The organism is Acidihalobacter aeolianus, assembly GCF_001753165.1.
GTDB lineage: Bacteria > Pseudomonadota > Gammaproteobacteria > DSM-5130 > Acidihalobacteraceae > Acidihalobacter > Acidihalobacter aeolianus.
Genome location: NZ_CP017448.1, coordinates 1,605,568 through 1,628,924 on the forward strand (window position 1 = coordinate 1,605,568; position 23,357 = coordinate 1,628,924).

Annotated in this window: 24 protein-coding genes and 1 tRNA gene; 8 read left to right on the forward strand and 17 right to left on the reverse strand. The window is 53.9% G+C overall.

Translation table 11 applies throughout. The annotated features are described in order from the left end of the window. Window positions 1-91: 91 nt before the first annotated feature. Window positions 92-373: a helix-turn-helix domain-containing protein gene (locus BJI67_RS07310; protein ID WP_070072478.1), complete on the reverse strand. Its 282-nt coding sequence runs from the start codon at window positions 371-373 to the stop codon at window positions 92-94. Continuing rightward, window positions 370-669, reverse strand: a complete 300-nt coding sequence (locus BJI67_RS07315; protein ID WP_231940917.1) for a type II toxin-antitoxin system RelE/ParE family toxin — start codon at window positions 667-669, stop codon at window positions 370-372. Before BJI67_RS07315 ends, BJI67_RS07310 begins: the two co-directional genes overlap by 4 nt. 702 nt (window positions 670-1,371) lie before the next feature. Between BJI67_RS07315 and BJI67_RS07320 the strand changes: the two genes are divergently transcribed. Beyond that, on the forward strand, window positions 1,372-1,866 hold the full coding sequence (locus BJI67_RS07320; RefSeq protein WP_070072480.1) for a hypothetical protein: 495 nt from the start codon (window positions 1,372-1,374) through the stop codon (window positions 1,864-1,866). 486 nt (window positions 1,867-2,352) lie between these two features. On the opposite strand, the gene BJI67_RS07325 is transcribed toward BJI67_RS07320, so the two are convergent. The 3 genes from BJI67_RS07325 to BJI67_RS07340 all read right to left on the reverse strand — a co-directional run bounded on the left by BJI67_RS07325 (window position 2,353) and on the right by BJI67_RS07340 (window position 4,870). Beyond that, on the reverse strand, window positions 2,353-3,165 hold the full coding sequence (locus tag BJI67_RS07325; RefSeq protein WP_156782066.1) for a hypothetical protein: 813 nt from the start codon (window positions 3,163-3,165) through the stop codon (window positions 2,353-2,355). Further along, the gene (locus BJI67_RS07330) at window positions 3,155-4,129 is read right to left on the reverse strand and encodes a helicase RepA family protein (RefSeq protein WP_083250730.1); all 975 of its coding nucleotides are present in this window, start codon (window positions 4,127-4,129) and stop codon (window positions 3,155-3,157) included. The genes BJI67_RS07325 and BJI67_RS07330 overlap by 11 nt, the downstream gene beginning before the upstream one ends. A 665-nt stretch (window positions 4,130-4,794) precedes the next feature. Next, a tRNA-Ala gene (locus BJI67_RS07340) sits at window positions 4,795-4,870 on the reverse strand. A gap of 203 nt (window positions 4,871-5,073) precedes the next feature. Here BJI67_RS07340 and BJI67_RS07345 point away from each other — a divergent pair. Further along, window positions 5,074-6,348, forward strand: coding sequence for a methyl-accepting chemotaxis protein (locus tag BJI67_RS07345; protein WP_070072483.1), 1,275 nt, complete (start codon window positions 5,074-5,076; stop codon window positions 6,346-6,348). Here BJI67_RS07345 and BJI67_RS07350 read toward each other — a convergent pair whose 3' ends face one another. The 8 genes from BJI67_RS07350 to BJI67_RS16820 form a co-directional block, all read right to left on the reverse strand. After that, window positions 6,349-7,089: an SDR family oxidoreductase gene (locus BJI67_RS07350; RefSeq protein WP_070072484.1), complete on the reverse strand. Its 741-nt coding sequence runs from the start codon at window positions 7,087-7,089 to the stop codon at window positions 6,349-6,351. Beyond that, window positions 7,082-8,437 carry an FAD-binding protein gene (locus BJI67_RS07355; RefSeq protein WP_070072485.1) on the reverse strand — a complete coding sequence of 452 codons (1,356 nt, stop codon included), beginning with the start codon at window positions 8,435-8,437 and terminating at the stop codon, window positions 7,082-7,084. The genes BJI67_RS07350 and BJI67_RS07355 overlap by 8 nt, the downstream gene beginning before the upstream one ends. Beyond that, window positions 8,434-9,852, reverse strand: coding sequence for a glycosyltransferase family 39 protein (locus BJI67_RS07360; RefSeq protein ID WP_070072486.1), 1,419 nt, complete (start codon window positions 9,850-9,852; stop codon window positions 8,434-8,436). The genes BJI67_RS07355 and BJI67_RS07360 overlap by 4 nt, the downstream gene beginning before the upstream one ends. 855 nt (window positions 9,853-10,707) lie before the next feature. Further along, window positions 10,708-11,019, reverse strand: a complete 312-nt coding sequence (locus BJI67_RS18250) for a cyd operon YbgE family protein (RefSeq protein ID WP_070072487.1) — start codon at window positions 11,017-11,019, stop codon at window positions 10,708-10,710. Between the two features lie 96 nt (window positions 11,020-11,115). After that, window positions 11,116-11,316 (reverse strand): hypothetical protein, encoded by a 201-nt coding sequence (locus tag BJI67_RS07370; RefSeq protein ID WP_070072488.1) that lies wholly within the window; start codon window positions 11,314-11,316, stop codon window positions 11,116-11,118. 63 nt (window positions 11,317-11,379) lie between these two features. Further along, entirely contained in the window at window positions 11,380-12,531 is a 1,152-nt protein-coding gene (gene cydB, locus BJI67_RS07375) for a cytochrome d ubiquinol oxidase subunit II (RefSeq protein WP_070072489.1), read from the reverse strand. Between the two features lie 20 nt (window positions 12,532-12,551). Next, window positions 12,552-14,144 (reverse strand): cytochrome ubiquinol oxidase subunit I, encoded by a 1,593-nt coding sequence (locus BJI67_RS07380; RefSeq protein ID WP_070072490.1) that lies wholly within the window; start codon window positions 14,142-14,144, stop codon window positions 12,552-12,554. A 150-nt stretch (window positions 14,145-14,294) separates the two neighbouring features. Continuing rightward, window positions 14,295-14,834 carry a Smr/MutS family protein gene (locus tag BJI67_RS16820; RefSeq protein ID WP_083250990.1) on the reverse strand — a complete coding sequence of 180 codons (540 nt, stop codon included), beginning with the start codon at window positions 14,832-14,834 and terminating at the stop codon, window positions 14,295-14,297. A gap of 73 nt (window positions 14,835-14,907) precedes the next feature. Between BJI67_RS16820 and surE the strand changes: the two genes are divergently transcribed. The 4 genes from surE to rpoS all read left to right on the forward strand — a co-directional run bounded on the left by surE (window position 14,908) and on the right by rpoS (window position 18,486). Then, window positions 14,908-15,660 carry a 5'/3'-nucleotidase SurE gene (surE, locus tag BJI67_RS16825; protein ID WP_083250732.1) on the forward strand — a complete coding sequence of 251 codons (753 nt, stop codon included), beginning with the start codon at window positions 14,908-14,910 and terminating at the stop codon, window positions 15,658-15,660. Further along, window positions 15,648-16,319 carry a protein-L-isoaspartate(D-aspartate) O-methyltransferase gene (locus BJI67_RS07390; RefSeq protein ID WP_070072492.1) on the forward strand — a complete coding sequence of 224 codons (672 nt, stop codon included), beginning with the start codon at window positions 15,648-15,650 and terminating at the stop codon, window positions 16,317-16,319. Before surE ends, BJI67_RS07390 begins: the two co-directional genes overlap by 13 nt. 259 nt (window positions 16,320-16,578) lie before the next feature. Next, entirely contained in the window at window positions 16,579-17,355 is a 777-nt protein-coding gene (locus BJI67_RS16830) for a peptidoglycan DD-metalloendopeptidase family protein (RefSeq protein ID WP_231940918.1), read from the forward strand. A gap of 66 nt (window positions 17,356-17,421) precedes the next feature. Continuing rightward, entirely contained in the window at window positions 17,422-18,486 is a 1,065-nt protein-coding gene (gene rpoS / locus BJI67_RS07395; protein ID WP_070072493.1) for an RNA polymerase sigma factor RpoS, read from the forward strand. A gap of 27 nt (window positions 18,487-18,513) precedes the next feature. Here rpoS and BJI67_RS07400 read toward each other — a convergent pair whose 3' ends face one another. Next, the gene (locus tag BJI67_RS07400) at window positions 18,514-18,885 is read right to left on the reverse strand and encodes an Mth938-like domain-containing protein (RefSeq protein ID WP_070072494.1); all 372 of its coding nucleotides are present in this window, start codon (window positions 18,883-18,885) and stop codon (window positions 18,514-18,516) included. 105 nt (window positions 18,886-18,990) lie between these two features. On the opposite strand from BJI67_RS07400, the gene alaC reads away from it, so the two are divergent. Further along, complete coding sequence (alaC, locus tag BJI67_RS07405; protein ID WP_070072495.1) at window positions 18,991-20,172, forward strand: alanine transaminase; 1,182 nt, start codon at window positions 18,991-18,993, stop codon at window positions 20,170-20,172. 37 nt (window positions 20,173-20,209) lie between these two features. Then, window positions 20,210-21,520, forward strand: a complete 1,311-nt coding sequence (locus BJI67_RS07410) for a homoserine dehydrogenase (RefSeq protein ID WP_156782067.1) — start codon at window positions 20,210-20,212, stop codon at window positions 21,518-21,520. Window positions 21,521-21,581: 61 nt separating this feature from the next. Here BJI67_RS07410 and BJI67_RS18375 read toward each other — a convergent pair whose 3' ends face one another. From BJI67_RS18375 to BJI67_RS07415, 3 genes are all read right to left on the reverse strand, one after another. Then, window positions 21,582-21,830 carry an anti-sigma factor family protein gene (locus tag BJI67_RS18375; RefSeq protein ID WP_456236530.1) on the reverse strand — a complete coding sequence of 83 codons (249 nt, stop codon included), beginning with the start codon at window positions 21,828-21,830 and terminating at the stop codon, window positions 21,582-21,584. Continuing rightward, window positions 21,827-22,129, reverse strand: a complete 303-nt coding sequence (locus tag BJI67_RS18255) for a sigma factor-like helix-turn-helix DNA-binding protein (RefSeq protein ID WP_407922810.1) — start codon at window positions 22,127-22,129, stop codon at window positions 21,827-21,829. Before BJI67_RS18255 ends, BJI67_RS18375 begins: the two co-directional genes overlap by 4 nt. 195 nt (window positions 22,130-22,324) lie before the next feature. Continuing rightward, complete coding sequence (locus BJI67_RS07415; protein WP_070072497.1) at window positions 22,325-23,185, reverse strand: diiron oxygenase; 861 nt, start codon at window positions 23,183-23,185, stop codon at window positions 22,325-22,327. Window positions 23,186-23,357 lie beyond the last annotated feature (172 nt).

Sequence of the window (23,357 nt, forward strand, 5' to 3'; positions counted from 1 at the left end):
TGCTTCACTCAGGTAGCTGCCGGAGAACCCACGCCGCCTTGAAGGGCCGCTGTGGGTCGATTTGAGACGAAGCAAAAGGTGGGCGATTGGCTCAAGCCGCATCCTTCACCCTTAGCTCGACATGCATCCCGGCAGCCGCCGCCATGTTTACCAGCGCATCAAGGCCAAACAGATTGATCTTGCCGCGCATCAGATCGGACACACGGGGCTGTGTCACGCCAAATAGCTTGGCAGCCTGCGCCTGACTGAGCCCGACGGCCTCAATATGCTTTTTCAGCGCCATCATGAGCGCCGAGCGCAGCTTCATGTTCTCGGCGGCCTCGGGCGTGTCCTCGATGGCGTCCCACACGTTCGCATATCGTTTGTTGCTCATCGTCCTAGCTCCTTCAACAAATCCCGGTAGCGCTGCCCAGCTAACTCCAAGTCACTCTTGGCCGTCTTCTGCGTCTTCTTCTGGAAGCAGTGCAGGACGTAGACGGCATCGGCCAACTTGGCGACGTAGATCACTCGGAACGCGCCTGTGGCATCGCGGACACGGATTTCCCGAACACCCTTCCCAACTGCCGGCATAGGTTTCCAGTCGTCGGGGTCACGCCCGTTCTGCACTTGGTCGATTTGATGGCCGGCCTCTCGGCGGGCGTCTGACGGGAAAGCACGCAGATCGTCCAACGCGCTACCCCTGAACTCGATTGTCTTCGGTGCCTTCACAAACCGATTATACAAAATCTTGTATGGCCCGCAAGCTGAGTGAAGCAGGCGGCCCGGAGGGCGGCTTCGGAGACGCGCAGCGGCGACGGGCGAGACCCGAAGGGGCGAGTTGGCCGAGCGGAGCGAGGTTTTGGCGGCGGAGCCGACACCAAGGCATCCGGAGGATGCGTTGGTGTGTCTCTTAGAATCGACGTAGGAGATTCGGAAATTTCTATACGTTCACTGAAAGTGAACGGAGTTCTTGTTGAGTGTTGCCTGAATACTTGTTAAATAATTGTTGACATCGGAAAAAGTGTTTGTTGTGATGATGTTGAAATAGTACCGATTGAATACCGAATGAGTACCTAATCAAGGCTGTTTCGTTGTTGATCTGAGCCACCGGAGGTGTTTTATGGAACCGAAGAACAAAACTGTCCGCGTTGCCGCTCGATTGGACGCAATTAACGATGCCCGCCGCCAAGGGCTGACGTGGGGCGAGATCGCTGAGCAGGGTTCTTGGGCGTGGGGAAATATGAGCCCCGCGTCTCTGCAAACGACAATAGGTCGGGCTCGGCGAGCGGTCGCAAAAGGGCTGTACGCCCCGCCACCACGACCACTAATCGACCCACGACTTGGCGACGCGACGCCGCCACCTGACGGTCGTCTTAACTGAGGGGTACGACCATGGAGCCCAAGGCCAAGACTGCAAAACTAGCGGCTTATCTTGACGCCATCGACGGCGCTCGACGTATCGGCTGCACGTGGGGCCAGATTGCCGATGCGCTTGCCCCGGTGGTCGAGTGTGGCGATGGTGATCCTGAGCGCCTGCGCCGTCTGGTGGTCAACGCCCGCAAGGCGGTTGAGAAGGGGCGCTTGGCACCCGTGCAGCGCCCGCTCCCCGGCGAGCAGCAGACAGCGGCTACGTCTGGCCGGGTCGTTCCTGCGGCTCCTGCGGCCACGCAGGGCCGCCCAGCACCCGCCGCCCCGCAGGCCCGGCCTGCGGCGACACCGGCCCCGGTCAAACAGACGAAGTTCGAGGGCAGCGTGCCGCCGAGCTGGCGGGAGGACTACAAACCGCCGACGATCAGGTCGAACACCCCACGGGTGGTCAAGACGCTTACCAGCGGCCAGCGGATGACTGAGCCCCCGCCTCCGCCTGACCTCGATGACGACGACTAAAAAAAGGCCCGGATAGACCGGGCCTTTTCAATGCCGTTTCGGTCAACCGCGCTACTCGCGCATAGTGAGCGGGATGTAGTGATGCCCGGTTGGGTCTAGCGTGCAATACGGCGCATAGTTTCCGCGCGGAGCGTAGCACTGCTGGATTGGGTACGGTGCGATCCGGTGCATGCCCCACGCCACACCTAAGCCGACCTCGACAACAGATATAGGGGCGGGGAAAAAAGCGCGGGGTTATGGCTAGCCCCGCCTGCGGCGGATAGAGAAAACGTATTGTCTGGATCGAGTACAAACCATCCGCTTTTTTCCCCGCCCCTGTCTTTGCTTTGGTTTTGGGTTTGTTCGAGGAACGCCCCTCAAAAGGGCGTTCCCTAGGAACTTCCTATATGAAGTTCCTAGAAGAACCTATAGGACTGCGGAAGTGCTACACGCCACTGCGGAACTGCTACACGCTCTGCGGATTTGCTACACGCCACTGCGGAACTGCTACACGCTCGCCTCGTGATTCATGCTCAGGCTGCCTGTTTGGATGCGCTTCCTTTCTTCTCGCCTGTAGCAAATGATCCGGTCGCCGCAGATTACTATCCCGATTGCTGCGAGGTTGTCGGCATCGGCGCGTAGCTCTCGGCGGCGATTCCTAGCCTCCTGCTGCGCGAGAGGCCCACAGACCTGTTCAAGCACTTTATCCAGCCGGAATCCGCCTGTGGGCTGCTTGGTGGGGCTGTGAGTCAGCATGAGTCGCGCTACGCTCTGTGAGATGCCGCGCCTCATTTTTGCGATGGGACTTGGATCACGCCACAGTCCCATGTCATGGCGCAGTAGGTGGACAGCAGCCTTACCGATCTCGATGCGCAATAGGTGCCGTTCGCCGCCCATCGGGTTGGGCTTTGTGACGTAGCTACCATCTTGTCGCGCTGCTAGGCCGATGTGGTCGATCAAGTGACCGATGCAGCGTAGGTGCTCCGGTTCTTTTATCTCAATCAGGGCCGTTGTCAGTTCGTCCAGCATCGTTTTAAGCCCCGTCCCATCCTGCCTCGTCAGCCTACGCACTTTTGCAGGGTCAACAAGGAGCTTGATCCGCTCGCCACCGTCCTCGTCGAGCAGCGGGCCGTAATCCTCGGCACTGTAGAACAGCGCTTCAAAGACGTCTGCGTGTGCCTGCCCTAATCTTCCGACGATTCGCACTAGACCCCATGGGGTCGTGATTTCCCGCTGGATGTATATTGGCCTGCGAGTAGGCTGAAACATCCCGAGTCGGGCTTGGTGTGCCGTTGCGGTGGGCAAACGATCACCAGTCATGGCGACGCCCTCCGCTTGCTGCGGCGTACTGCTGCGCCGTGTCTGCCTTCTGGTCGCCTTCGGTAGGGAATAACTCGACAGGCACCAGCACCCCGCCCTCGGCCCTTCTGTACCAACGGGGCTCGGTCGGCTCCCCGTAATTTTGCTTCGAGGTTCCAAAGCGGACGTACCTATGCCGATCTTCCTCCGGGATCGGCTTGGGGTTCTGGGCAGGCCAAGTTGTGAGTTTCTGCGCTTCCTCCGCCGTCATGCGCGCCACGTAAGACACCATGCGCGGGTTGTCGCTTAACACGGTCGCGCCGCGTCCTGCGTGTTGATGATCCACCATGCCGTTCATCGAAACTTGCTTGGGCGTGTGATGTAGGAACAGACATGCAGGTCCACCGTCAGCGGCGATCCACTCAAGCCCTGACACGACCGCGCTCATGTCGCCGTTGGAGTTCTCATCGCCTGTGTGAACGCGATTGAGCGTGTCGAAGACAATCAGTCGGCTGTCTTCGTATTCCTCCTTGATGAACCGTAGGCAGTCATCGTCGAGCAGGTTCCAGCGCTTGCCGACGATGGGTACAAGGGTCAGGTTTTCGGAGATGACTTCCCTTGCCGCTGGCTCAAGCCATTCGCGCATAGCATGCAGTCGATGCCGGAGTATCGCCCTGTCGTCCTCAGCAGCGATGTACGTGACCTTGCCGGTGTGTTTGGGCTTGAGTTCCAGCACGTCGCCGCCGGCCACCGAAGCGGCCACTGAGAACGCGGCCTCCATTGTCCAAATGCTCTTGCCCGTGGAGCCGGGTGCTACCAGTGACCCCACAGAGGATGCAAGGAATCCCGGCCATATCCAGTCGAGCGGATCGGGTTCATTCTCGAACGCATCAAGTATGTCCAGCGGTTCGACGCTGTACTTGATCCTGCGCTTCTCGCGGTCCGTTGGCTTGTTGCTGGCCTTGAGGTTTGTGAAGCCGTCCATCACGCACCGCCTACGCGGAAGGCGTCGTTATCGAGTGCCTGCACGAATGCGGCCCAGTCCGCAGATCGGACCATCATCCGTCCGTTTATTTGGTGAACCGGCACAGGGAATTTCCCCGCGTGAGCACGCTTATATGCAGTCGGTCGCGGCATCGAGAGCGCTTTGTACGCTTGTGCAAAAGGCATAAGCAGCTTGTCAGTGTTCATGTTCTTAGTCCCGCTAGGTTGATCTCTCCCTTGGCGTATTTGTCTCACGGTAAATCGGTATCGTCAAACCTCTATAGTTAGTAAAAACATGTGCTTGCAACACATTCAGTCAATAGTTTCTAGGTGTTAGTTTCCTTGTCTGGCAAGGAAGTTTGTGTGCGGACGGGTGACAGAAACATGGCTGACGTGAGGCAGCGATTAGCCGACAAGTGGTTGCGAGCACACCTGTGCGGTGGCGGTTCGGCGCGGGTAGCGTTAGGGGGTAAACGCTAAGGTCAGGTCGCCCACACCGGATCGGCCTCATGGACGACAGATGGACAGAGACAGACGGGTACTAGCGGGAATTCATGGACACCATATGGACAAATGTCTGTCCACAGAGGGGCATTTTGGTCAAAAAATGACCAACTCTGAAGGGTGGTCATTTCATTGCAACTTATTGTTTTTACTAGGAGAATTTGGTGGAGCGGAGGAGGATCGAACTCCCGACCTTCGCATTGCGAACGCGACGCTCTCCCAGCTGAGCTACCGCCCCATCAAGGCGGTGTATTCTAATGCGAATCGCAGACGATGACCAGCCCCCTATCCACGCTGTAGGGTAGTAGCGAGAATATGGTGAGGATTCAAGAAAACGGGTGCTTGAGCCGATAAACATGGCATCCGTCTGAACTCCGAGACCAGATCCAATATTAATAAGAATGATCCCGTTACAGAGCAGGCAAGGAGATCGGCAGAATCATGAAATTCATACGAGAAAGCATCCGCAACAAACTCATACTAATAACGGGTATTGCTACGATACTGTTACTGTTGGCTGCGACATATGGACTCTGGGTCGCTTGGAGCGGATATGGTGCGCTTCAGGCTCAGCTACAAGGTGCCAGTACCCTAAACCTTGAAGCAATTCGTCAGATCTTATCCCTCAGCTCGCATGTGCGGGGGCACATTCTGCTGAGTGCGGGCTTGATGGGCATAGCTATTCTGGTGTCATTCGCATGGTTCGTGGCAGTACTGGAAACCGCCATTGTGCGGCCAGCCAAGAGCCTCGTATACGATCTCGAGCATTTGGCGTCGGGTGATTTTTCTCGTGTGATCAATCAACGGACTCACGATGAATTGGGGCGAATAGCTGTTGCAGCATCCAAGGTACGACGCGAGTTGAGCGCGATCATCAAACAAATGCAGTCAACCGGAGACGAAGTGTGCAAATCGGTGATCGAAATCAAAGGTATTACCGAACACACCAATAGCGAACTTTCCCAACAAGACTCTGAAACCGATCAAGTGGCAACAGCGATGAATCAGATGGCCGCGACCAGTCACGAGGTCTCACGCAACGCTGGCGAAACCGCACGCGCGACACATGAAGCGCAGGAACTGTCGCATCAGGGAGCCTTGGCGTCCACCACGGCGATTACCGGCATAGACATGCTCAGCCAGCACGTAGCAAAAGCCACCGAAGTGATTGAGCGTGTCGAATCTCAAACGGAAGATATCAGTAAGATATTGGAAGTTATTTCGTTGATCACTGAGCAAACGAATCTTTTGGCGCTCAATGCGGCCATTGAAGCAGCGCGTGCAGGAGAGCAGGGGCGTGGTTTCGCGGTTGTCGCTGATGAAGTGCGTTCCCTGGCAAATCGGACACAAAGTTCCACCGCGGAAATACAGGGCATGATCGAACGTCTTCAGGGAGGCGCCAGGGAAGCCGTCACTGTGATGGTGGGCGTACGTGAGGAAGCGACTAAGAGCGAGGATCAAGTAGAGGCTGCCGCAGTAGCTTTGGCTGAGATTGCTGAGGCGATCAAGACGATTGACAGCATGTCGACACAAATCGCGACCGCAGCAGAAGAGCAGAGTGCCGTTGCTGAAGAGGTCAATCGAAACCTGTCGGCCATCAGTGGCGGAACGCGGCGTGCTCGTGATAGTGCGGGGCAGGCTGCCGAGCAGAGTTATCGCCTAGAGACGCTTGCAGGTGAAGTTAGGGCAATGATTGAGCGTTTCAAACTGAATTGATTACAGCTTCATGCGTTTGAAAAATGCTTCAGGAATTGCCTTGATCAGAGACATGATGATCCACCAGAACCATGGGGTATAAAGCGTATTCCTGCGTTTTTTAATGCCGCGCATGATGTCAGCTGCCACAGCTCGTGGCGTGGCGACAAGGAACAGTCCCGGCAAACCATAGGTCATTGCCGTGTCTACAAATCCCGGTTTGACCGTCATTACATGAATACCGCTAGAGGTAAGCCGGTTGCGTAAACCTTGCAGGTACAGCGCCAGACCGCCTTTCGCCGCACCATAGGTGTAATTGCTTTGACGCCCGCGGTCACCGGCAACTGAACCAAGTCCAACGATGAAGCCCTGTCGGCGGGCTTCTAGCGCACGCGCACAACGCGATAACAGCAGAGCTGGTGCTGTGAAGTTAACAGCTAAGATTTTGGCTGCCGTTGCTTCGTCATCTTGCATCTGCTGAGAATCAGCCAACATCCCAGCGGCCAGTACAACCCCGTCGATATCTCCCAACTCCACAGCCGCTCTATGAAGTAACTGTTCATGAGCACCGATATCCTCGATGTCGAAGTCACCGTAACCGACAGGGACGCGATAGCGCACTCGTAAATCAGTACTGAGTCTTTTCAATTCATCGCTATCACGAGCGGCCAAATACAAACCGTATCCTGCTGCCGCGAGTTCACGTGAGAGCGCGCTGGCGATTGCCGAGGTTGCGCCAACCACAAGTACACCTTTAGTCATTGGGGATGCCCAGTCGTTGCGAGAGTGCAGATGCATAGTGGTTTTTCGGGTCAGCGCGGCGTTTGATATCCAGCCATGCGGGGTAACGTGGATACATCTGTCGGAATCGCCCAGCATCCAAGCAGGCGTCCTTCGCCAGATAGACACGCCCACCATGATCGGCAGTGATGGCATCGAGTTCCGCACACAATTCAACCGCCCGCGCGCCATTGATTGGTAAATCCATAGCCAGGGTGTATCCAGCTAGTGGAAAGCCCAGCAAACTGTCGGCTTCAGCTCCCATGCGCTTGAGCACAGCAAGAAAAGATGCAAGTTTGGCTCGATTAATCCTCGCCAACAGCTTTGGTAGTCCTTCTACAGCTGCATCTTGAGGCATCACGCATTGGTATTGAATGAAACCACCACGCCCGTAAAGTCTATTCCAGTCAGACAAACCGTCGAGCGGGTAGAAGAATCGGCGGTAATCCTGCAAGGTCGTATTTCTGGTGGAGCCTTGGTGGGACCGATAATATGCCTCATTGAACATCCCCACGCTGTAACGGTTGAGTAATCCACGGGGTGGTGTGAAAGGCACACGACGCGGTTTAGCCAGCTGCGGCTCAAATGCATACGCGTGTAGCTTTGTCGGAAGTTCATCCATCAGGGCATGGCGACCCCGCATCAAAATGCCACGACCTCCTCGCAGACAATCGATCCACGCGACCGTGTAATCGTCGTCAAAATTCGGATCCGCCAACATTTCCATCAGTGTAGCGAGATTAGGGGCCGGGTCCTCGCGTGTTTGGATATAAGCTGATTCGACGCGCCGAAGGCGCAAGCGTACCTCTCCAATTACCCCGGTCAATCCCATGCCGCCACACGTGGCATTAAACAAGTCAGGATCCGTCGCGCGATCAACCCAAGTTTCACGACCGGTAGCATCGATCAGCGATATACCATCGACATGACTGGAAAAACTGCCTGAGTGATGGTGATTCTTGCCATGCACGTCACTGGCAACACACCCGCCGAGCGTCACGTGTTGGGTACCTGGCGTGATTGCCGGGAACCATCCAAGTGGCAACAAATGCTTTATCGTGTCAGCCAGGGTCAAACCGGCTTCTGCGTGAAGTATCCCGGTCTCCATATCGAAATCCAGCATGCGATCTAGGCGCCGCATGTCGATCACGTTGCCCTTTGAGGCCAGTGCCGCATCGCCATAGCTTCTTCCGCAGCCTCGCGCAATTCGAGCTTGATTAATCTGTAGTTCTGAGATTTGACGATAGCGCTCCGGACGTACAACAGGGTTTTCATAACTGGGAAAACGTCCCCAGCCAGACAATTGGCGAGACGGCGCTGAGAGAGTCATCGGATACCGCCGAAGTAACGCTGAGTGAAAGGGCAGGCGCCTACTGGAAGCCAACTCGGGAAATGATAATACTTTGCTCTTATCTGTGTGAGGATAGTGCGTCGATAAACAGGATATCGGAAACCATTACCTAAAATAAGGCTAATACTTGCACCATCCACATCAATGACGCGTTTTTGAACATGATCGAAATAGGGGGCATAGACTGAGACTGGAAGGTTGTTAGTGCTGATCAGAAGAACGTTCTGACCGTTCCAATGAATGAAATTGGTCAGCGAGTCATCTTCACGCCCGTGGTCAGAGCCACTGCCGAAGACGGCGAAATGCCTTCCCGTGTGGTACTCAAGAATCGCCGCGCTGGCATATCCACGTGTCGCCAGATGTCTACCCACTGCATAGGCCTCAGCATCTTTCCATATACGATCCGTTTGTGTTCCAAGCACCACCATAGAATAGTTTTTCCCGATAAATTTTAGATCAGGTACAGGGACTGATAATAGCGTTCCCAACAGTAAGATATGTAATGCGGAAAAAATAGCCATGAAAACCAAGCTGCTGCGATGCGACAGCCAATTCGTAACTGCGCCGAAGAGAATGAATACGAAAGGATAAAACCCCAATAGCCAATGCAACCCGATCACATTCTTAAAGGACAGGAGCCCGAAGAGGAGTAAAGGTATCCCGGAAAAAACCACAAAACCGCCGACCAAGGGCTCACGAGCACGCTGCCAGATAGCCCCACGTACACTGTAAAGACCATACAACAGTGGAGGCGTGAAGAGATAAAGGAGGGTGAGCAGATAAAGCGGCGGACCGCTGAAGGTGAATCCTTTGTGGGTTCGGTTTGCCAGATTGAATAGGTAATTATCCCAACAGTGCTCGTAGTTCCAATATAAATTGATGGCAAACAATAGCGAACTGATTCCCGCAACCAGCATCAAGCCCAGAAAAGCCTTTACCCGCCGGTCGATGAGCGCCCAATAGCTTGCTATGGCAACCGCCATCAAGCCTTCAAAGTACTTTGAGAGCATCCCTAGCCCGACCGCGAGGCCAGCCAGCATGTAATCCCTGAGCCGCTCAGAGCGACTGGCCTCGTAAAACGCCCATCCACTCAGAAAGATAAAGAAAATTACCGGCGTGTCAGTGGTGATGAATACGTTGTAAAGGCTTACCGGCGAAATCAGGAACAGTGTGGCCGTCAGGTAAGCCAAGGTACCCGTATGCGGTCGCAATATCCGCATAATGCCCCATGCCATGAACGGACTTAGCAATAGGGCGGGCATACGCAGCCACCATGCCGATTTTCCCAGTGCAAGCAGCGCTGTAAGCCACCAGCCAACCATTGGCGGGTGGTCATAATATCCCAGCGCAGGATGCATGCCCCAAACGACGAAATAGGCCTCATCGCCGGTCATAGGCAGAACTGCTGCGAACAAAAGACGTAGAAGGAATGTTCCTACTAAGGCTCCATAAAACAGACGACGAGCATTGCGCGCCATCACACTATTCTGATTAAGGGCTTGTTCGCCTGATATATGTGAGCTCATCAAAACCGCAAGCACCTCATGAGTTGGACCCGGAACATATTTGGTTTATGCCGGCGGCGCCTTCGCCACCCAGCGTGAAGTGGGGGTATGGTATCAGGTCATTTCTCTGGCGGTCGCATCTCCCAGACTCAGAGGGTGCGCGCACTATGTGGAAGCGATCCGGATAGCACTTGTACCTGGCCTGACCTTGCCGCTAATCGCTCGACTTGAGAGCAGGATCAATCTGCAAGCAGATTGTTACGGATTTCCTAAATGATGCTGGGTTTGCCGGCACTAGCTCATGTGGGAGGGGAAACCGCATGCTTAGTGCTTGCCTTCGGGGTGGTTGCGCTATGGATAGAAAACATGTCCGGACAATGGAGGGCGCTGCGAGATTTGTCACAACATGCGGGCATACCGCACAACCTATCTGGAAGTGGAGGTTTGCGTTATCGCCTGCTGACTAGTGTGGGAAGTGTGACCGATCGAAGATCGGGCACCAAAGTAACGCGCCCAAAGACTGATGCGCGTCACTTTGGTGCAATTAAGCTGCAATCGGCCTTTGCAATGGCTCTGGAAGCTGCTATTTATTGCTTGGCACGCAACCTGCTTCAATACATACAGGATCAAAGTTATGCCTTGATCCTGGTCGACTCCTCCTGCTTCTGGGGCGCCATTGGCGCCCCTCTTTTTTTGTACAACCTTCTAAGCATATCGCGTTACTCCTGCCAATGCACGTTTGAACTATCCGTGTGCAGAAAGAGCATCCGGACCGATATGTAGTGCATAGCCGATCCATGCAAGACTGATAAGAATCATCGGTATCACAACCCACGGGGATACGAGGCGCTTGAACAAGAGGCTGCTAGGTCGATATCCCAGGCCCAGAATGAACCCGCCCGCGGCCGCAAAGGTTGCCACTGCGAACAACGACTCCCTGAACCCGGGACCGGAAAATGCGATCGTCCATGGATAGATCATTACGAGTAATGCGACCGTCGCGCCGCCAATCAGCGTGCTGGCACTGACAAGAGAGTTGCGAAGATGATGTCTCATCGACTGTTGCCTCGATTTCCTGGTAACGACCTCATATCGGCTGAGACCGAGCCATTAGGCCCGTATCAGCAGCCGACATGGAATCGAGCAAGTGTGTCAGTGAGATTCGGCTCCTGTGGCTTTCTTGGCATTTGCAGCTTCAAGCTGGGTATCCAACAATGCGCCACCAGCCGCTGACACGAGCACGATCATGACCGTACCGATAATCCACGCAAAATACCATGGGCCATAGTCACCGATGATCACCGTAACGAAAATCAACACCAGCGCGAGAATGCTATAAACGAGATAGCGCATAGATCAGATCCTCAAATGAATGGGTTGCACGGCCGCAGCGCGGTAATCCGTGATATATCCGTTTCAATATGCGTGGTCGTCGGCATTTATTTGGCTCGAAGTCACCTTGCCGCGCATGACCCAGTAGCACCAGCTGGTATAGGCCAGGATGGCGGGTACGAAAACGATTGTCCAACCAAGCATCCACCCGAGAGTGTTAGCGCTGGAAGAAGAGTTCCAGACAATCAGGCTGTGCGCAGGATCGCTGAGCGACGGCATGAGAAATGGGAAGGTTGCAGCACCGACAGTCCCGAGGATGCCGATCCAGCCGAGCGCACCCAGCCACCACGCGACATGTGAACGGCCATTGCGCGCTAGCAGCACTGCGAGAGCCACACTCAGATAGGTCACAATCGGCAGCAACCAGAGAACCGGGTGCGCCCCATAATTGTGCAGCCATCCACCAGATTCGATAGCCACCGGCTGCGTCGCTAGCGGGGTAGCCTGCATACCAGGTATCACAGGACCAGTGATCACGAAACCGTGCATGTTTGCGACCCAGACTCCTGCAATCGTGAAGAGCACGAGCGCCAGCGGTCCGGTTGCCATGGCAACCCGCCTTGAGCGCTCAAACAGGGCGCCTTCGCCCCTGTTCATCAGCATCAAAGCGCCCATCATGGCCGACATGGAAACCGATACAAGCCCAGCCAGTATGGCAAACGGGTTGAACAGACTGATAAAGCTGCCGGTATAGACGGAAACGGCCGTTCCTTCCTGGGCGAAATGAAATGGGAATCCCATCAGTACATTGCCCATCGCTGCGCCGTAGACCAGCATCGGCACGAAGCCACTGACGAACAGGGTCCAGTCCCAGACGTTGCGCCATTGTGGTGATGATAGTTTGCTGCGGTATTCAAACCCTAAAGGCCGAACAATCATCGACCACAGTAATACCAACATCACGACGTAGAGTCCGGAAAAGGCAGTGCCATAGATGGTCGGCCAGGCCGCGAAAATCGCGCCGCCACCGAGAATGAACCAGACCTGATTGCCGTCCCAGTGCGGTCCGATGATATTGAGGGCGACGCGCCTGTCATCGTCCGTACGCCCCACATAGCGGAGAATGGTGCCGACACCCATATCCATACCCACCATGATGGCAAGCCCCATGAGCAACACCCCGAGCAGCAGCCACCAGACGATCTTGAGAATTGCGTAGGTCGTAAAAATTTCCATGATGTCCTCTCTCCGGTCGTTCAGTCGCGGTTAGGGCCAAGCAACGGATGGGCAAATACGGTCTGGCCTGCCAAACTTCCACCGCTGCGGCTTCCGGGTTCATCCGGTCCTTGTCGCACGAACTTGGTCATCAGATACATCTCGACCACGATAAAGCTTGAGTACAGGAGCACGAAGCCCGTCAGCGAGAAGATCATGTAGCTCGCACTATGGGTAGAAGCTGAAATCCAGGTCGGAAGCTGCTCGTACACTGTCCATGGTTGGCGGCCGACTTCAGCCGTGACCCAACCCATTTCGCAGGCGAAGAAAGGTACTGGAATGAACCAGGGGGCGATTTTCAGGAAGCCGGTACGCCGACAATCGGTCTTGAGCGAATACAGTGTCGCAAAGACGAGGAAGATGAGCATTGCAAAGCCCGCAACGACCATCAGCCGAAACGACCAGAAGAGAATCCAGACTTCGGGTATGGTGTCCTTGGCCGCCTTCTGTATCTGTGATGGCGTTGCCTTGGCGACATCAGGAGCATACCGCTTGAGCAGGAAAGCGTAGCCCAGGTCTTTCTTATGCGCATCAAAGGTAACCAGCGCCTGCTTATTGTCAGGATTCTTTTGGATCGCTTCCAGGGCAGTCAGTGCAGGTATGCCATTTTTGATGCGCTGCGCTGCTTCCTGCTCAAGCTGCTTGATGCCTATGATCGGCGTGCTCAGATCGTGCTTGACCAGTATCGAAAGCAGATAGGGGATCTTGATAGAGAACAGATTGCGTTGCTCATCCTGGCTAGGGAACGCTATGGCGTTGAAGCTGGCAGGTGCCTGCTCAGTTTCCCAAAGGCCTTCCATTGCGGCAAGCTTGGTCGGTTGACGACCGCCATCTATGAATCCAAGCGCATCACCTAGTGTAATGACGCCAACCGACGAGAGCACGCCGAAAAGCGCCGCCATGCGCAATGAACGCCTTGCCAGTTCAACATGACGCCCTTTGCCCAGATACCAGGCGCTGATGCCAACGACAAAGATCGCCGCCGTTACATAGCCAGCGAGTGACGTATGTACAAACTTGGCTTGGGCATCCGGGTTGAACAGCAGGTGGATGAAGCTCGTCAACTCAAGACGCTGGGTAAACGGATTGAATGTAGCTCCCTGCGGATCCTGCATGAAGCCATTGGCAACCAGGATCCATAACGCAGACAGGTTTGAGCCCAGGGCGACAAGCCAAGTCACCGTAAGATGCTGCGCACGGGTTAAGCGATGCCAGCCAAGCAGCATCATGCCCACGAAGGTCGACTCCATGAAGAATGCCATGAGCCCTTCAACGGCAAGCGGAGCTCCGAACACATCCCCCACGTAGTATGAATAGGTGGACCAGTTCGTACCGAATTCGAACTCCATGGTCAGGCCAGTGGCCACACCAAGAGCAAAATTGATCGCAAAGAGCTTGCCCCAAAACTGGGCCATTTCCTTATATATGGTGCGGCCGGTAGTAACGTAAACCGTCTCCATGGCAGCCAATATGAAGCTTAGACCTAGCGTTAGCGGTACGAACAGGAAGTGATAAAGCGCTGTAGCGGCAAATTGCCAGCGCGACAGATCCACGACGAGATCGCTTGGAACCATGCTCTCCTCTCCTTTTGAAGATGTCAGATCGCCCAGTATCGACTTGAAGGTGCCGGCCCCTGATGGCCCTCATATTATTAGCTCAGAAATCCCGGCGACACGAGTGGAGTATGGTAAAACGCTAATATATGAAGGTTGATATCAGTCAAGTTAAGTGGAATTAGAACGGACCAGTACATAGACTGCCCCGGTCCCACCATCGACCGGGCGAGCCGATACAAACGCCAATATTTCATCTAACTGACGCAGCCAATGGTTAACGCCAGGCTTAAGCACGGGGCCCGTGTTGCCCGACTTCCAGCCTTTACCATGAATAACCCGAACACAAGTCAGGTTGTTGCCACGGTTGTGTCGTATGAATTCGAGTAAGGCTTGTCTGGCATCCTTGAGCGACAGACCATGCAGGTCGAGTTCTGCATCGATACGATACTGCCCACGCCTGAGTCGACGCATCGTCTGCCTAGATACCCCAGGGCGCGCAAAGCTCAGCACATCACCAGGTTGCAGCTCAGGATCCTGAGTGGGGTCCGTAAGCGTTTGTTCGACCATGTGATGCAGCGACATTTCCGGTTGCCGTAAATGCGGAGCCGGTGCTGCCTGATGATGAGGCACCGTGTCCTTACCCAATCTGTGGACAGGGCCGACCGTTTGTCGGAACAAGTCCCGATCCTCGTCATCGATCTCAGACATCGTCAATCCTGGGTAGAGCAGGGCGTAAACAATCGGATTGAAGTATATTAGCGCCCGTGTTGACGGGGGAAACATGCACTTCCTGCTGAGCAATGACGACGGCTATCTATCTGCCGGCTTAACAGCCGTGAGCGACGCGTTACGCGCCGTAGGCCGCATTACGGTTGTAGCCCCTGACAGAGATCGTAGCGGTGCCAGCAACTCGTTGACTCTGAACCGGCCGTTGCGCGCCATAACCGCACCAAACGGCTACATCAGAGTAGACGGGACGCCGACTGACTGCGTGCACTTAGCCTTAACCGGTTTACTCGACGAAGAACCAGACATGGTGGTGTCAGGTATCAATCACGGTTCCAACCTTGGTGATGACATCCTTTATTCTGGAACAGTCGCAGCAGCCATGGAAGGTCGTTTTCTCGGGTTGCCCTCCATTGCGGTTTCAATCAACAGCTTCCAGCCACAACACCTGGAAACCGCAGCTAAAGCACTAACCGCCATCATTAATAATCTACAAAAGGCACCTCTACCCAACGACAGCATTCTCAATGTCAACGTACCGGATATACCTTGGGGCTCAGTGCGAGGTTTTAGGGCAACGCGCTTGGGGAATCGTCACCGTTCGGAAGGAGTAGTCCCAGCAACGGACCCACGTGGACGTACAGTTTACTGGGTTGGTCAGGCGGGTCCGGAGGAAGATGGTGGCCCAGGCACGGATTTCCATGCTGTCAATGCGGGTTATGTCTCGGTAACACCAATCAAAGTCGATCTCACACGCCATGAGGCGGTGCATCCATTGAACCAGTGGCTATCTGCATGCACGACCTGACGCCAGGCACGCTGCATGGTATCGGCATGACCTCGCAACGGACCCGCGACCGCATGGTCGATCGTTTGCGAGGACAGGGCATACAAAACGAGGCGGTGCTGAGTATCATGGCAGCCACGCCTCGCCATTTATTCGTAGATGAAGCACTAGCCACTCGCGCTTATGAAGATACGGCCTTACCGATCGGATATGGCCAAACCTTGTCGCAACCCTACATTGTGGCTCGTATGACCGAGGTGCTTTTGGAAGCGGGGACACCGCCTAGTGTTCTCGAAATTGGTACAGGATCGGGTTATCAAGCGGCTGTTCTCGCCCAGTTGGTTCCAGTTGTATACACCGTGGAACGGATTGGAGCGCTGGCACAACGATCAAACCGCTTGCTGGATTCCTTCGGTTTTCGGAATATCCATTTCAAGCTGGATGATGGCCATACCGGTTGGGAGGAGTGCGCCCCATTCGGGGCGGTCGTGTTGACTGCTGCACCAGCTGAAATACCTGACACACTCCTCAAACAATTGACCCACACAGGCCGTCTGCTTGCACCAGTCGGAACAGGCGAACGACAACAACTTATGTTGGTAACACGTGAAGAAGGGTTGTTTGTCCGACGAATGCTAGACCAGGTATCCTTTGTACCGATGAGACCGGGACGGGAATAAGGCGATAGGGGGCAGTTGTCCTCTTCCGTTTCGAGGACGTTTAATCCACTTGTTCATACGGATTGAGGTCAATTTCTAAATGTTCGATCAACCCCGCGAAACGTTTAATTTTCAATATGTGTTGTCATGCGTACCCCATATGTTTGACTGTATCTTTAGTTTAATTGTTGTGTAGATAACCGATGTTTGTCATTTGGTAGTTTTACCGATCTGTCGATAAATGGCGCTGTATATGAATTCGGTGACATGGCGAAAGCTGATGAGCCTCTCCATGCCACTGAGTGGCGTGCTGACGTACCTCCTGCTTGCCGGTTGCGCTGCTTTGCCTTATCAGGGAACAGGCTTTCGCTCAGGTTATGTACAAGTCAGACAAGGCGAGACACTTTATTCGATCGCATGGCGTTTCGATTTGGATTATCAGCGCCTGGCAAGGTGGAATGGCCTTCGTCCGCCTTACACACTAACCCCAGGACAATGGCTGAGAATGAACCCACCAGGGCATCCCCAGACCATGCAGACAGGAACAGGCAGAACAGAAATTGCCAACGCACCTGCAGCTCAGCAGATGCCTGGACATGCGCGCCCCTACCGACCTGCCTCAGCCCCCCGTGGCATTGCTACACAATCTGAGGGTGCCCACAAAGGTACCGCGTCTGGCTCTGTAACATGGATGTGGCCGACCCAAGGGAAGATCGCAAGAACCTATACGGATAACCAACAAGGAATTGAAATAGCAGGAAAACTTGGACAGCCCGTTGTTGCTGCAGCCTCAGGTCAAGTGGTTTATAGCGGCGATGGGTTGCCCAGTTATGGAAACCTGATCATTATCAAGCATAATGGTACTTATTTAAGCGCTTATGGTCATAATAAGAAATTATTAGTTAAGGAGGGGGATATCGTTAAACGGGGTGAAACGATCGCTCTTATGGGAGAAACGGGTACTGGCATAACTCAGCCAATGTTGTTTTTCGAAATTCGGCTGGACGGCAACCCCGTAAACCCGATACTGTATCTGCCTATAAGGGCAAATCATTAACAATGATAATTAAAATGAATCAAAAACAACCGGGGACCACGAACGTGGAATGGAGGGTTGTGAAGTATGAATATTCGGCGAGTAGTAAATCCACGATCACTTGTTGAGGCTAACAAGATCGATTTGGACTCTGAACACCAGAGCATTGCTATGAATGCCACTGGACCGGAAGATTCTGCAGGAATGGACTCTCTGGACAGTGACAACACAGAAGTTGTCTCATCTTCAGAGAACATCGAGGAGCTAAGCGCTGGTTCCGAAGAGGGGAAAAAGCGCCGCGTCTCAACACATGCCACCGAGATGGATGCGACACGCCTATATCTCAAAGAAATAGAATATTCGAAACTACTCACCCCCCAGGAAGAGGTGTATTACGCCAGACTCGCTCAACAAGGCGATCCCGCTGGGCGGAACAAGATGATCGTCTGCAATCTTCGCCTGGTTGTAAAAATTGCGCGTCGCTACATGAATCGAGGTCTCGCATTCCTGGATTTGATCGAAGAGGGTAACCTCGGTCTTATTAGAGCCGTAGAAAAATTCGATCCGGAACGAGGTTTTCGCTTTTCGACATATGCGACATGGTGGATTCGCCAAACAATCGAACGGGCAATCATGAATCAGACCCGTACAATCCGATTGCCCATCCATGTTGTCAAAGAATTGAATGTTTATCTACGTACCGTTCGAGGCTTAACTCAACAACTCAATCGCGACTCATCTTTGCAGGAAATCTCTGACGCTATGGAAAAACCGATCCACGAGATCAAGCGCCTACTTCAATTCAGTGAGCGTGCAACCTCCATGGATGTCACCATCGGGCAAGACAATGGGCGGTCATTATCAGACCTGATTCCTGACGAGCAATCCCAAGAGCCTGCAGAATTACTGCAGGATGAGAATATTTCAACATACGTCAGTCACTGGCTAGATCAACTAGACGTAAAACAACGTGAAGTGATCGTGCGCCGGTTTGGCCTCATGGGGTATGAGAAAGCAACTCTGGAAGAAGTTGGTGGTGCGCTAGGCGTTACGCGTGAGCGGGCAAGGCAAATCCAGATGGAAGCACTCAAGCGTCTACGTCAAATCCTTGAAGGAACCGGGTTTTCTGAAGAGGCCTTATTTCAGGATTGAACGCTGAAATGCGGCATTGCTCGTTGATCATTCATCGACAAGCATTGCCGCAAGGACCAGACGTTTCTCTGCCATGAGAATGGTATAGGTTCTGCATGCTGCCGCTGTATCCATAAATTCATAACTGGCTTCGGCATTGCGAATCATTGAGAGCAACTCAGCATTAGGAAACCGCTGGCAACTACCCGTGCCAATTAGAATAACCTCAGGCGAGTAATCTTGTAATCCACGCAAGTCTTCACCGACAAGATCGCTAAAGCCGGCTGGACGCCAGGGCTCAATACGTTGCGGAGTAACAATCAAACTGTGGCGATAGATGACATGATTGACGCTCACCCAGCCGGAGCCATGCGCGTCAATGATGCAGTAGGCGTCAGTCGAATCTTCGGTAAATCGCATGCCCCAAAGTGTATCATCAGTCCATCGAGTGATTGACAGTCTGTCACGCTAAACGTACTCTGACCGACTTTTCGCGTCTACCCTACTACTTTCGCAGGCCGTTGTGTGAAAGACGAATTCCCCCGTATTCAAAGACTTCCTCCCTACGTCTTCAATATCGTAAACGAGCTCAAGGCCAAAGCCCGTAGCCGTGGCGAGGATATAGTCGACTTCGGCATGGGTAACCCGGATAGACCCACACCCCCTCACATCGTCGACAAGATGATCGAGGCGGCACGACGCGGTGACACACACCGTTACTCCGTTTCTCGTGGGATACCCCGTCTGCGTCGCGCCATTACCCAATGGTACAAGACCCGTTTCGGAGTGGAACTCGACCCTGACTCTGAGGCAATCGTTACGATAGGCTCGAAGGAAGGCCTCGCACACCTCACACTGGCGACCGTTGGGCCGGGTGATGCCGTACTCGTTCCAAACCCGGCATATCCGATTCACCCTTATGGCTGCGTCATTGCAGGTGCGGATATTCGACATGTTCCCCTGACGCCTGACGTGGATTTTTTTCAGGAATTGGAAAAGGCAATCAAGGATAGCTGGCCCCGACCGAAGATGCTGATCCTGAATTTTCCAGGAAACCCGACCGGCCAGTGTGTCGAACTTGAATTTTTCGAAAAAGTTGTCGCAATTGCACGCGAACACGATATTTGGATCGTGCACGACATTGCATATTCTGAAATTACGTTTGATGGGTATAAGGCGCCCTCTATCCTCCAAGTAGCCGATGCCAAGGACGTAGCTGTTGAGTTCTATTCATTGTCCAAGACCTACAACATGCCTGGTTGGCGCGTAGGTTTCATGTGCGGCAATGCAAAACTGGTAGCCGCATTGGCGCGCATGAAATCCTACCTAGATTACGGCATGTTCACGCCTATTCAGGTTGCCGCTATTAGTGCCTTGGAAGGCCCGCAGGATTGCGTCGAAGAGATTCGGGAAACCTATCGACGCAGACGTGACGTACTCTGCGACGGACTCAATGCAATCGGCTGGAAAGTCGATCGCCCGAAAGCCACAATGTTCGTCTGGGCTAAAATTCCTGAGAAATATCTAGAACTTGGCTCTCTCGAATTCTCCAAGCGGCTTTTGAAAGAAGCCAAGGTTGCAGTATCCCCAGGCATTGGCTTCGGTTCGTATGGTGATGACCATGTACGCTTCGGTTTGATCGAGAACGAGCACAGGACCAGGCAGGCCATCAGAGGGATAAAACAAATGCTTCGTGCTGGCAGTTGATACCTGCGCACGGTTTTGGATGGAGCGGGAGAGGACATTGGAAGCGGTTAAGATCGGTCTTCTGGGCCTAGGTACGGTCGGCAGCGGTGTTGTTCGGGTTTTGTCGCGCAACAATGAAGAGATTGCTCGACGCGCAGGACGTGCGATCAATATCGTGCGTGCGGCTACCCGGGATCTATCAGTGCGACGCGACTGCGACCTGGGCGGTATTGCGCTGACGGATCGCGCTCAGGATGTCATCGACGATCCTGAAATCGACATCGTGGTTGAATTGATCGGCGGCACGGGGATTGCCCGCGAAATGGTGATACGGGCAATCGACCAAAGTAAACATGTGGTAACCGCGAACAAAGCATTGATCGCGTTGCATGGCAATGAAATATTTGCGCGCGCCAGCGAACGGGGCGTGACCGTGGCTTTCGAAGCCGCTGTCGGCGGCGGGATACCAGTAATCAAAGCCATTAGAGAGGCTTTGGCGGGCAACAGGATTGAATGGCTTGCCGGGATAATCAATGGCACCGGCAATTTCATTTTGTCCGAAATGCGCGATAAGGGGCGTGATTTCGAGGACGTACTCTCAGAAGCGCAAAGTCTGGGTTATGCGGAAGCAGATCCCACATTCGACGTAGAAGGTATTGACGCCGCCCACAAACTGACCATATTGGCATCCATTGCCTTCGGCATCCCACTACAGTTCGACAAGGTCTACACAGAAGGCATCACGCGAATTACGCGCGAAGACGTACAGTATGCCGCAGAACTCGGCTATCGCATTAAGCATCTTGGGATCGCGCGAAGGCGCGAACATGGGATAGAACTACGGGTACATCCTACGCTGATCCCGCATCGCCGCCTTATCGCCAACGTAGACGGCGTCATGAATGCTGTACTCGTACGTGCCGATGCTGTAGGGCCAACCTTGTATTACGGTCCAGGAGCAGGGGCCGAGCCGACTGCATCTGCTGTGGTCGCTGACCTGGTTGATGTCACTCGCGCACTGACAGTTGACCCAAACAACCGTGTTCCGCATCTCGCATTCCAACCTGATGCGCTGATTGATGTGCCTGTCCTCGACATCGGCGAAGCGGTAACCGCCTACTACCTACATCTGCGCGTGCAAGACAAGCCCGGCGTGTTGGCGGAGATCACGCGCATTCTGGGTGATTCTTCCATTAGCATCGAGGCTGTACTACAACGCCCACCGGAGGAAGACGCAAGCGACGCAGCAATCGTCATCGTGACTGCCCCCATCCGCGAGAGCAATATGGATGAGGCGATCCGGCGCATACAAGATTTGGAAACGACCTCCGAACACGTTACAAGAATACGTTTGGAGAATTTGAAGTAAGGCAGCGGGGACAGCACCCATCCGCCTTTACGCCAGCGCCAAACCGCACCCAGTTAATCCATTATGATAGCTGGCGCGTATTTTCCTCGATTCTGCGGCGCGCGTCACGAGGCAACCTGATGTTTTCCGCTGATTCTGCTATAACGTCTAACGCGTCGTCCATCCAGCGGATTTGGTCTCGGTAACGTCGGCAATTACTACAGATCATAAAGTGAAACACGAGTTGCCCTTTTTGCGGCATGGTGAGTGGACTTTCGCGTTTTAGCGAAAGGTAATACGCAGCTTCACGGCAATGGATCATACCTATCATGACTCTCGCTCTCCGAACCAGAGCGTCTCCAGGCAACGCCTGATTGACAATCTTGCTCTATGTAATAGCACATAGAGGTGGCTTGTTTTGATACCCAGTATTTCGTGAATTTCTTCACCATTAGTGGGCTCTAGCTCGTTCAACGTGAAGGCGTCACGTTGCAATCTCGGCAACTGATTAAGACATCGATTCAAGGTCTCCCAGAATGCGGTTGCCTCAGTTTCAGTTAGCGGATCGCGTCCCCCAACTCTTGATATCTTCTGCCCAATGCCCCGAGGCGTCAAAAAACAACCGATCACTGCTGTCCGAGTCAACGGGTCGATCTGTCGCTTCTTCTATAGACACGGCTGCAGTGCGCGAGAGTTTCCGGTACTGATTGGCAATCTTGTGTTTGAGAACACGGTACAAGAACTCAAAAACGTCGTGGGATAAGCACATCACATACCAATTAATGGCCGCTCCATATGGCCGGGCGAATAAGATTGTCTATCCAACTATCGCCAGTTGACTGGGAGCTTTTTAGCACCGAGTTCTCGCACTGTTCCTGCGACACATTCGTCGATAAAAGAAATTCTGCTCGGGTTGGCCCGCGCGCGACGAGCCCATAGCTGAGGTGCATCCAGCCCTGCCTGACGGTATAGCTCGGGTGTTGGGAAGTAAAAGGCATGCACGAATTGCCTGAAGATTCGGTTCAGTAGAGGCAGATACAGCGGTGTCAATTGCCCGCCATGCGGGAAGCACTCATGTAACGTTTCACGTGCATGCACTATGTGCCTGGCTTCGTCGATAGCATGAACAGTGATGATGTCATAGACCGTGGGTGCAATTTCGCCACGATGCTTACGAATTGTTCGATTCATTCGATCAGGAACTTGTTCGCCTATTAGCACAGCGATCCAGAAGGCTGCAGAGCTATAGGGAGCATGACGACCGACCCAAGTGGCCAACCTTGGGCGCTTAAATGCCGCGGAGGTGATGGGAAGACGGCTACGGCGGATCAGTTCCATGAACATCAGGCTATGCCCGGCTTCCTCGCGGAGTTCATGCAATCTGTATACGGTTTGCGAGGGTTGTCCCAACGAATCGGCCAATGCTCGGCTAATCCGTTCCATGAAGATACCCTCAAGCCAAAGCGCTTTTTCGATAAAGTTGATGAACTCGTACTGAGAAAGGCGTTTGCGCTGCGGCTCGGGAAGCGATTCGTAGATGGGGAGACCGTATAGACTTACTGCCGATTCCGGCAGCCACCAAGCGTCCATATCCAACTTGTCCCATTCAATTCGGGAAAGGGGGTCGCGGTATGGGCTACTGCAACGGTTGAGTTGTTCGGTAAGAACGCTGGCTTCCGCTACCATGGGCTGATGGGCATGAGTCTGTATTAGTGTTTGATTCTAAGCGATCCGTCGCCCACGCGCGACAAAACCGGCCCCGTAGACAGCAAATCCATGGCGTCGCTGTATCGAATTGCATTGCAATGCAACCAGGACAAGGCGCACAGCGTAAACCATGGCCAGACTTCAATATCGA

Coding starts and splice junctions, on each gene's coding strand:
- BJI67_RS16820 (WP_083250990.1), bottom strand. CDS start 14,834: ATGTCTGAGATCGATGACGAGGATCGGGACTTGTTCCGACAAACGGTC.
- BJI67_RS07390 (WP_070072492.1), top strand. CDS start 15,648: ATGCACGACCTGACGCCAGGCACGCTGCATGGTATCGGCATGACCTCG.
- BJI67_RS07370 (WP_070072488.1), bottom strand. CDS start 11,316: ATGCGCTATCTCGTTTATAGCATTCTCGCGCTGGTGTTGATTTTCGTT.
- BJI67_RS07355 (WP_070072485.1), bottom strand. CDS start 8,437: ATGACTCTCTCAGCGCCGTCTCGCCAATTGTCTGGCTGGGGACGTTTT.
- BJI67_RS07310 (WP_070072478.1), bottom strand. CDS start 373: ATGAGCAACAAACGATATGCGAACGTGTGGGACGCCATCGAGGACACG.
- BJI67_RS07380 (WP_070072490.1), bottom strand. CDS start 14,144: ATGGTTCCAAGCGATCTCGTCGTGGATCTGTCGCGCTGGCAATTTGCC.
- surE (WP_083250732.1), top strand. CDS start 14,908: ATGCACTTCCTGCTGAGCAATGACGACGGCTATCTATCTGCCGGCTTA.
- BJI67_RS07330 (WP_083250730.1), bottom strand. CDS start 4,129: ATGGACGGCTTCACAAACCTCAAGGCCAGCAACAAGCCAACGGACCGC.
- BJI67_RS07415 (WP_070072497.1), bottom strand. CDS start 23,185: ATGGTAGCGGAAGCCAGCGTTCTTACCGAACAACTCAACCGTTGCAGT.
- BJI67_RS07400 (WP_070072494.1), bottom strand. CDS start 18,885: ATGCGATTTACCGAAGATTCGACTGACGCCTACTGCATCATTGACGCG.
- BJI67_RS07345 (WP_070072483.1), top strand. CDS start 5,074: ATGAAATTCATACGAGAAAGCATCCGCAACAAACTCATACTAATAACG.
- BJI67_RS18250 (WP_070072487.1), bottom strand. CDS start 11,019: ATGAGACATCATCTTCGCAACTCTCTTGTCAGTGCCAGCACGCTGATT.
- BJI67_RS07350 (WP_070072484.1), bottom strand. CDS start 7,089: ATGACTAAAGGTGTACTTGTGGTTGGCGCAACCTCGGCAATCGCCAGC.
- cydB (WP_070072489.1), bottom strand. CDS start 12,531: ATGGAAATTTTTACGACCTACGCAATTCTCAAGATCGTCTGGTGGCTG.
- rpoS (WP_070072493.1), top strand. CDS start 17,422: ATGAATATTCGGCGAGTAGTAAATCCACGATCACTTGTTGAGGCTAAC.
- BJI67_RS07325 (WP_156782066.1), bottom strand. CDS start 3,165: ATGACTGGTGATCGTTTGCCCACCGCAACGGCACACCAAGCCCGACTC.
- BJI67_RS18375 (WP_456236530.1), bottom strand. CDS start 21,830: ATGATAGGTATGATCCATTGCCGTGAAGCTGCGTATTACCTTTCGCTA.
- BJI67_RS07360 (WP_070072486.1), bottom strand. CDS start 9,852: ATGACCGGCGATGAGGCCTATTTCGTCGTTTGGGGCATGCATCCTGCG.
- BJI67_RS07320 (WP_070072480.1), top strand. CDS start 1,372: ATGGAGCCCAAGGCCAAGACTGCAAAACTAGCGGCTTATCTTGACGCC.
- BJI67_RS16830 (WP_231940918.1), top strand. CDS start 16,579: ATGAGCCTCTCCATGCCACTGAGTGGCGTGCTGACGTACCTCCTGCTT.